Here is an 8101-nt window from a genome sequence, read left to right as displayed (position 1 = left end):
ATGGAATTAGAATTTTATCAAATCAAAAATGTGGCATAGGTCTTAGAAAATTTGTCCGACTTTTTGTTGCAAGTCCACTTTTTTACATCATAAAAAAGTAGAACATACCTTCCTGCTACTTGACAAATAAGGTTTTTAGAAAAAGGCAAATCTACCGCTTTCTTTTCCATATCATATGACATAGATCATGTTTTAAAATTGTATTTCATCATGCCAAAAAACAGGCCTGATGGTCAATTAAAAGGGGAGAGTTCAAAGCTATTTTTTTTATTTTAAACGAAATGTGACAGGGTGGTACATCGATATATCTATTTTCGATGAAAAGAATGATACTTTGGCTGATTTGCAGTAAAAAGGACCTTTATAATTGGTCCTTAATTTTTTGAAGTTCGGCTTTAATGGTTTCCAATTTACGAATGATCTCAAATCGGTCCAGGGTTTTTTGTTTGTTTTCTTTTAAGTGAATTTTGGCGCCTTCCAGCGTAAAGCCGCGCTCTTTGACCAGGTGGTAGATCAATTCCAGATTCTTAATGTCCTTAGGAGTAAACTTCCGGTTTCCTTTTGCGTTTTTTTTTGGCTGAAGTACGTCGAACTCTTTTTCCCAAAAACGTATGAGTGATGTATTCACATCAAATGCATTGGCGACTTCGCCAATACTATAATATAGTTTTTCCGGTAGCTCGATATGCATTAGTCCAGCGATTGGTTTTCTTCCTGTGATTTTTTAAGCATTTCGGCAAACTCTTCGGGGGTTAAGTTTCCGTAATAAAAATTAATAGGATTGATACGTTCACCGTCTTTAAATATTTCATAATGTAGGTGAGGTGCTTCAGACCGCCCTGTACTTCCTACAAATCCTATTAAATCTCCACGTTTTACATGCTGTCCGTTACGTACATTGTATTTATATAAATGCGCATATAAGCTTTCATAACCATATCCGTGATCAATACGAATATGCCTTCCATAACCGGATGCAGTATTATCTGCCCGTGACACTCTACCATCTCCGGAAGCATATACAGGTGTACCCCGTGGTGCGGTAAAATCCATTCCGAAGTGAAATTTACTTGTCTTGGTAAAAGGATCGGTACGATATCCAAAACCAGAGGCCATACGGGTTAAGTCTTCATTTTTAACAGGTTGTATTGCCGGTATAGCTAATAAAAATTTTTCTTTTTCTTCTGCCAACTGAGCAACTTCATCCAAAGATTTTGATTGTACTACGATTTGCTTTGTCAATACATCCAATCGTTTACTGGATGCAATGATCAATTTGGAATTATCAAAACCTTCCAGATCCTTATAACGATTTACTCCTCCAAAACCTGCTTTACGCTGTTCCTGAGGAATAGGGTTGGCTTCAAAATAAACACGGTATAAATTGTTATCTCTTTCGGCAACTTCGGTTAAAACAGCCTCTGCTTCACCCATTTTTTTATTGAGTAGCTCAAATTGTAGCTGCATATTGGCCAATTCACGCTTTAAAGATTTCTCTTTTGGGGTTTCAACATATGGGAGATTGAGGTATACCAATAACAACAAAAAACCACTTAATAGCATCCCGGTAAGGCTCAACAGAAAGATGCCTAGCCTTCGCCCTTTTTTCTTTTCAATTTTTCGATAGGAAAGGGTTTCACTATCATAATAATATTTAACCTTCGACATACGTTAAAAAAACTTATTTTTGCTCGTTGATAGGTTGTGTTATTGTTTACGTAACGTTTTGCAAATATAGAAATTGTTTTGCGCATAGCCTATCTGATATTTTTAGCATAAAAAACACCCTATGAAGTCTAAGGAAATACGTTCCAGGTTTTTAGATTTTTTTAAATCGAAATCACATGCCATTGTGCCCTCAGCACCAATGGTGATCAAGAATGATCCCACGCTCATGTTCACCAATGCGGGGATGAATCAATTCAAGGAATATTTTCTAGGCAACAGCGACCCAAAAAATAACCGGATCGCAGATACTCAAAAATGCCTGCGGGTAAGTGGAAAACACAACGATCTGGAAGAAGTGGGGATGGATACCTATCACCACACCATGTTCGAAATGTTGGGAAACTGGAGTTTTGGCGATTATTTTAAGAAGGAAGCCATTGAATGGGCCTGGGAATTATTGACCGAAGTCTACGGAATTGATAAGGACATTTTATATGTAACCATTTTTGAAGGGGATAAAGCTGAAGGATTAGAGCGTGATACCGAAGCTTATGAATGCTGGAAAAAATTTATACCGGAAGAGCGCATTTTAAATGGAGATAAAAAGGATAATTTCTGGGAAATGGGTGAACAAGGGCCGTGTGGTCCATCCAGTGAAATTCATGTGGATATTCGGTCTGCGGAAGAAAAAGCGAAACAGTCCGGCGCGGATCTGGTAAATCGGGACCATCCGCAAGTGGTTGAAATTTGGAATTTGGTATTTATGCAATTTAACCGGAAAGCTAATGGTAGCCTTGAAAAATTACCGGCGCAACATGTAGATACAGGGATGGGTTTTGAGCGTTTGTGCATGGTGCTGCAAAATAAGCAGAGTAACTACGACACAGATGTGTTTACGCCACTCATCCGGGAAATTGAGGCTATTACCTATACTACGTATGGTAAAGATGAAGCAGTAGATATTGCTATACGTGTGATCGCAGACCATGTACGCGCTGTAGCTTTCAGTATTGCAGATGGGCAGTTGCCTAGTAATACCGGTGCCGGATATGTGATACGTCGAATTTTACGTAGAGGTATTCGCTACGGGTTTACTTTTTTAAATAAAAAAGAACCGTTTATTCATAAATTAGTTGCGACTTTGACTAAGCAAATGGGAGATGCGTTCCCTGAATTGATTTCAGAAAAAAACCTGATCATCAATGTGATTTTAGAAGAAGAACGCTCTTTTTTAAGAACATTGGACCAGGGATTAGTATTGTTGGAAAATGTGATTGGAGAGGCGAATTCTAAAACAATTTCCGGAACAAAGGCTTTTGAATTGTACGACACATTTGGATTCCCAATAGATCTTACTGCCTTGATCTTACGGGAAAGAGGGTATGAACTAAATGAAGCTGAATTTGAGGCCGAACTTCAAAAACAAAAGGACCGTTCCCGGGCAGCTACAAAGGTAGAGACCGGAGACTGGATCGTTCTTTCTCAGGATGCTGAAGAAGAATTTATTGGATATGATTTTCTCGAAACCAATATTAAGATTACCCGGTATCGTAAAGTAGAAAGCAAAAAAGAAGGAGAGTTATACCAGTTGGTTTTTAGCCTGACTCCTTTTTATCCTGAAGGTGGCGGGCAGGTTGGAGACAAAGGATATCTGGAGGCTTCTAATGGTGAAGTTGTTTATATTATTGATACCAAGAAAGAAAATAACCTGATCATTCATTTTGCAAAGAACCTTCCTCGTAATGTAGAAGATACTTTTAAAGCGGTCGTCGATAAAAAACAACGATTTAGAACAGCGTGTAATCATACGGCAACACATTTGCTACACCAGGCTCTGCGAAATATTTTGGGAGAACATGTAACTCAAAAAGGATCCATGGTACATAGCCGAAACCTGCGTTTTGATTTTTCTCATTTTGCTAAAGTAACAGATGAAGAATTAAAACAGGTTGAAGAGTTTGTAAATGCACGTATTAGAGAAGGAATTTTATTGGAAGAAAGACGTAATATTCCTTATCAGTCGGCTATTGATGAAGGTGCAATTGCTTTGTTTGGTGAAAAATATGGAGATAATGTCCGCGCTATAAAATTTGGAAAATCCATGGAGTTATGTGGAGGGACACACGTTGATTGTACGGTAGATATATGGCATTTTATTATTACAAGTGAGGCTGCAATTGCTTCAGGAATTAGACGTATTGAAGCGATTACCGGAGATGCTGCAAAGCAATATTTTGTAGATAGGAGTGATTCTTTTTCAGCTTTACAAAAAGCATTAAATAATACAAAGGACCCATTAAAAGCAGTCACTGGTTTACAAGAAGAAAACAATCAATTGCAGAAACAGGTTCAGCAATTATTGAAGGATAAGGCAAAAAATATAAAGAACGATCTAAAAACTGAAATTACCGAGATCAATGGGATACATTTTCTTGCTAAAGAACTGGATCTGGACGCTTCGGGATTAAAAGACCTGGCTTTTGAAATTGGAGGCGAAATAGACAATTTATTTATTTTGTTTGGTTCTAAGAGTGGTGGTAAAGCATTGCTAACCTGTTATATTTCAAAAGATCTGGTAACAGCACGTAATTTAAACGCAGGACAGATCGTTCGTGAATTAGGTGCCTTTATACAAGGAGGAGGGGGAGGACAACCTTTCTTTGCAACCGCAGGAGGTAAAAACCCGGACGGAATTGCTGAAGCATTAGAAAAAGCCAAAGACTACATTTTGTAAACTTGATACTACAAACAAACATAGCATTAAGGCCCGAGGAGAAGCAAATAGACTACAACTCGAAAGTGTTGCTAATGGGTTCTTGTTTTGCTGAAAATATAGGTAAGAAACTGGAATATTTAAAATTTCAGAATTTACAAAACCCCTTTGGGATCATTTTTCATCCGGTTGCAATTTCAGGATTAGTTTCACGAGCTATTCATGGAGTTTTTTTTACTGAAGATGATGTCTTTTTTCATAATGAACAATGGCATTGCTTTGCGGTACATTCGTTATTAAGTAGTTCTGATAAAGATGATTTTTTAGAAACACTCAATCAAAAACTTAAGGAATTTAAAGAGTATTTACTTTCTGCCTCACATATTATTTTTACGTATGGTACAGCTTGGGTATATCGTTATAAAGAAAGCAAAAAGATTGTAGCAAATTGCCATAAGATCCCGCAGCAGCAATTTTCAAAAGAACTTTTAAGTGTTGAGGCAGTTTCAAAAAGTATAGAGGACGCGATTACAATTATAAAGGCAGAAAACCAAAATGTAGTTTTTATAACTACCGTATCTCCCATTCGGCATATAAAAGATGGTTTTATTGGAAATACACAGAGTAAGGCACATTTGATCGCCGGACTACACAAAGCTTCAGAGTATGAGGATTGTGTATATTACTTTCCGTCTTATGAAATTATGATGGACGAGTTGCGTGATTATCGTTTTTATAATGCAGATATGTTACATCCTAATCCTACAGCTATTTCCATTATTTGGGAACGGTTTAAGTACGTCTGGATAGCTTCCGAAACGGAGTCTCTTCAAAAAGAAATAGATCACATTCAAAAAGGATTACAGCACAAACCTTTTAATCCTTCAGGACTAGCGCATCAAGATTTTCAGGCAGCACTTCAGCAACAAATAATTACACTTCAGAAGAAGCTTCCTCACATCACTTTTTAAGAATAAGGCAATTGCCGTATTGTAATACGTTGGGTATTGGAACATCTTTGTTTCATTCAAATAACTAAAACTCAACAATTATGAAAACAATCAAAAAAGCAATACTCATTGCCTTTGCCGGCCTCGCTTTGGTATTTACGGGATGCAATAAAGATGATGATGGGGGTGATAATGGAAGTAATGGTGGTGGGGGTGAATTTTTCACTGCAAAAGTAGATGGAGCTTCCTTTGCGGCATCAACAGATATAGCCACTTTAATTGGCGCTACAAAAACTACTAATAATGGAATCACTGTTGTAACGGGTCAGGGAAGTACCAATGAAGGGGATTTTATCAATTTCAGTATTTTCAGTTACAATGGTACCGGGACCTATACTACAGGTGATAATCTTACAAATCCAAATATGATACAGTATGGTGAAGTGAATGGGCAGACTGCACAAGTTTGGGGGTCAAATCTTGCAAGTTCGGCTGTGGGAGGCCTTACCGCCGGAAAGATCAATATTACTGTGGATGCCGATGGGATCTTAGAAGGTACATTTTCTTTCGAAGGTTATAATGCTGATAATACGTCTACAAAGAATATAACTGAGGGAAGTTTTAAAGTAAAAGTAGACAACTAGCAGTCATAAAGAAAATCTCTATGTTGAGGTTTTTACGTGGACCGGGAGCGGAACAATTTGTTTCACTCCCGGTTTTTTATTTCCCGAATTGCCTTCTAAAAAGAATACGACAATTGCCGTATTGAACTGAGCTTTTTTATATGTCACCTTTGGATTATCAATTACTAAAACCACGATTATGAAAATTTCAACAACAGTAAAGATGTTTGCCTGTATAGTATTATTTATGGCAACAACAGTGATCGCACAACGTGCAGAAGAACCCGACTACCGATATGATGTAGGCGGGAAGATTAATGAAATGACACTTACACAGGGAGGTACTATGGTAGTAGCTACCAATGATGGCCTTGTAGGTATTAAACCCGGGACAAACCAATTGCTTTTTAACTTTCAGGACTATGGGCGGGTAAAGCCTGAAGAACTATTTTATGTACCCAATGCACCTTATGTGATCATTGGCCAAACAGGTTTTGCCAGTATATCTACAAAGAAAGCAGTTATTGACTATATGTCGGGTAAAAAACTATTTAGTACCGAAGATAATGGATGGAAAACAGTGTTCAGCTGCGATGTAATGATGCCTCAAAATAAGTTAGTTGTAAGCGGACAACGTAGGTCAAAAGAAAAATTCGCTATACAAGTAGCTGTTTATGATCTTAATACTGGAGGAGAAGACTATAGATTTAATCTGGGAGATCCCAACAGAGTGGGAATTGCTAAAGTATATACTGTAACGGGTCGTCCGTTATTGCTTAAAAATCATCTAATTGTACCAACAAGTCAGGGTATGATCGCTAAAAAAGCACAAACAGGTGAAGTTTTGTGGGAAAACAAGATTAAAAATGTAAACTGGATGGTGGCGGATGAGACCGAAAAAGAACTTTATGCATTTGTAGGTGTAAACAATGGCAAGAATACTAAGATTCACAAAGTCGGAACTAATGGAGCGCAATTGTGGAAGGACGAGCGAAAGGTAAAAGGAACTATTGCAAACTTCGAAATATTACCCCAAGGACTTGCTGTTGTGAGCAATGTGGATAATTCCGGTAAGTCTAAGCTAGCAAAACTTGCCTCTAGTAGAGCTGAATCTAAAATTGCTTTTTTAAGCGCAACCAATGGAGAGGATCTTTGGGAAAAGGCACCAAAAACAAAGGGATATGTACAACACTTTTATATCATGGATGATGGTATCCTTTTTGGAATATATGAAGGAGGGATTAATAAAATTTCCTTTGACGGAAAAACTCTTTTCAAAAAGCCTTTAAAAACCGGGGAGAATATCCTAACTATGGCTAATACACCACAAGGCCTTATCTATATAACCAGTGAAGACGCTAATATTGTAAATCTTTCAACAGGGGATCAGGTTTGGAAAAAATCATTGAAATACAAAAGAGCAGACGCTGTTGCATCTACATACGATAGTAAAAATTCGCGTTATTTAATAAGTGTTGATGATGAGTTGTTTGCTGTGGATGCCAATACGGGTGATGTTTCTACTTTGGCAGAATCTAAATTTGAAGGAAAAGAAGACCCGACAGGTGTTGAGATTCGTGATGCAGGTATCTTGCTAAGTAGTGACCAAAATATGATGATGCTCAATTGGGATGGAAGTAAAGAATGGCATGAATATTATCGTGCGCCAGGAAAGAGTGCAATGGGAGCTATTTTGGCAGGCGTAGCAGCTGTAGCTTCGGCAGCAACTGCAACGGCAGCCTATGCAGAAGCTAATAATAATAGAAATAGATTAGGGCAATATACCACAAGAGGCCAGGCCTATGCAGATTTCGGTGATGGTATGGCTGCAGCAACCGGAGCTTCGATCGCAGAAATGTTGAGAAGATTTACCGCAACCGCAGCAACTGAGAATTCACAATTTGTATTGACAAAGTTAGACGAAGGTGTAGGATTGGTTAAACTTAATAAAGACACTGGAAACAAAGAAAAAGAAATTGTACTAAAAGATAAAAAACCTCAATACGAAGTAGATGAGATAGGTGGGATGCTATATTATAAGGCGGATAACAATTCAATTTTTGCATATGACCTGAAGAAGTAACTAACTAGCCAGGTTACGTTAGTTGTAGATCATTGAGGAGTATCTGCAACCTTAAAGCCCCGTA

The 8101-nt window shown here is 37.8% G+C and carries 6 protein-coding genes; 4 read left to right on the top strand and 2 right to left on the bottom strand.

Annotation, left to right across the window (positions count from 1 at the left end; translation table 11 throughout):
* Positions 1–361 precede the first annotated feature (361 nt).
* Positions 362–691 carry a MerR family transcriptional regulator gene (locus ACY2RT_RS05685; RefSeq protein ID WP_490154912.1) on the bottom strand — a complete coding sequence of 110 codons (330 nt, stop codon included), beginning with the start codon at positions 689–691 and terminating at the stop codon, positions 362–364.
* Positions 691–1668 (bottom strand): M23 family metallopeptidase, encoded by a 978-nt coding sequence (locus tag ACY2RT_RS05680; protein ID WP_490154911.1) that lies wholly within the window; start codon positions 1666–1668, stop codon positions 691–693. Before ACY2RT_RS05680 ends, ACY2RT_RS05685 begins: the two co-directional genes overlap by 1 nt.
* A 121-nt stretch (positions 1669–1789) precedes the next feature.
* On the opposite strand from ACY2RT_RS05680, the gene alaS reads away from it, so the two are divergent.
* The 4 genes from alaS (at position 1790) to ACY2RT_RS05660 (ending at position 8037) form a co-directional block, all read left to right on the top strand.
* Positions 1790–4402, top strand: a complete 2613-nt coding sequence (gene alaS, locus ACY2RT_RS05675; protein WP_490154910.1) for an alanine--tRNA ligase — start codon at positions 1790–1792, stop codon at positions 4400–4402.
* Between the two features lie 2 nt (positions 4403–4404).
* Positions 4405–5352 carry a GSCFA domain-containing protein gene (locus ACY2RT_RS05670; RefSeq protein WP_490154909.1) on the top strand — a complete coding sequence of 316 codons (948 nt, stop codon included), beginning with the start codon at positions 4405–4407 and terminating at the stop codon, positions 5350–5352.
* An 80-nt stretch (positions 5353–5432) separates the two neighbouring features.
* Entirely contained in the window at positions 5433–5975 is a 543-nt protein-coding gene (locus tag ACY2RT_RS05665; RefSeq protein WP_490154908.1) for a DUF6252 domain-containing protein, read from the top strand.
* A 178-nt stretch (positions 5976–6153) separates the two neighbouring features.
* Positions 6154–8037, top strand: coding sequence for an outer membrane protein assembly factor BamB family protein (locus tag ACY2RT_RS05660; RefSeq protein WP_490154907.1), 1884 nt, complete (start codon positions 6154–6156; stop codon positions 8035–8037).
* The last annotated feature ends 64 nt before the right edge of the window (positions 8038–8101 follow it).

The sequence above is a fragment of the Ulvibacter sp. 2210JD10-4 genome (assembly GCF_058148525.1).
Note: the sequence above shows the minus strand (reverse complement) of the source record. Positions and strands in the feature narration are given on the sequence as shown.

Coding starts and splice junctions, on each gene's coding strand:
- ACY2RT_RS05685 (WP_490154912.1), bottom strand. CDS start 691: ATGCATATCGAGCTACCGGAAAAACTATATTATAGTATTGGCGAAGTC.
- ACY2RT_RS05680 (WP_490154911.1), bottom strand. CDS start 1,668: ATGTCGAAGGTTAAATATTATTATGATAGTGAAACCCTTTCCTATCGA.
- alaS (WP_490154910.1), top strand. CDS start 1,790: ATGAAGTCTAAGGAAATACGTTCCAGGTTTTTAGATTTTTTTAAATCG.
- ACY2RT_RS05665 (WP_490154908.1), top strand. CDS start 5,433: ATGAAAACAATCAAAAAAGCAATACTCATTGCCTTTGCCGGCCTCGCT.
- ACY2RT_RS05660 (WP_490154907.1), top strand. CDS start 6,154: ATGAAAATTTCAACAACAGTAAAGATGTTTGCCTGTATAGTATTATTT.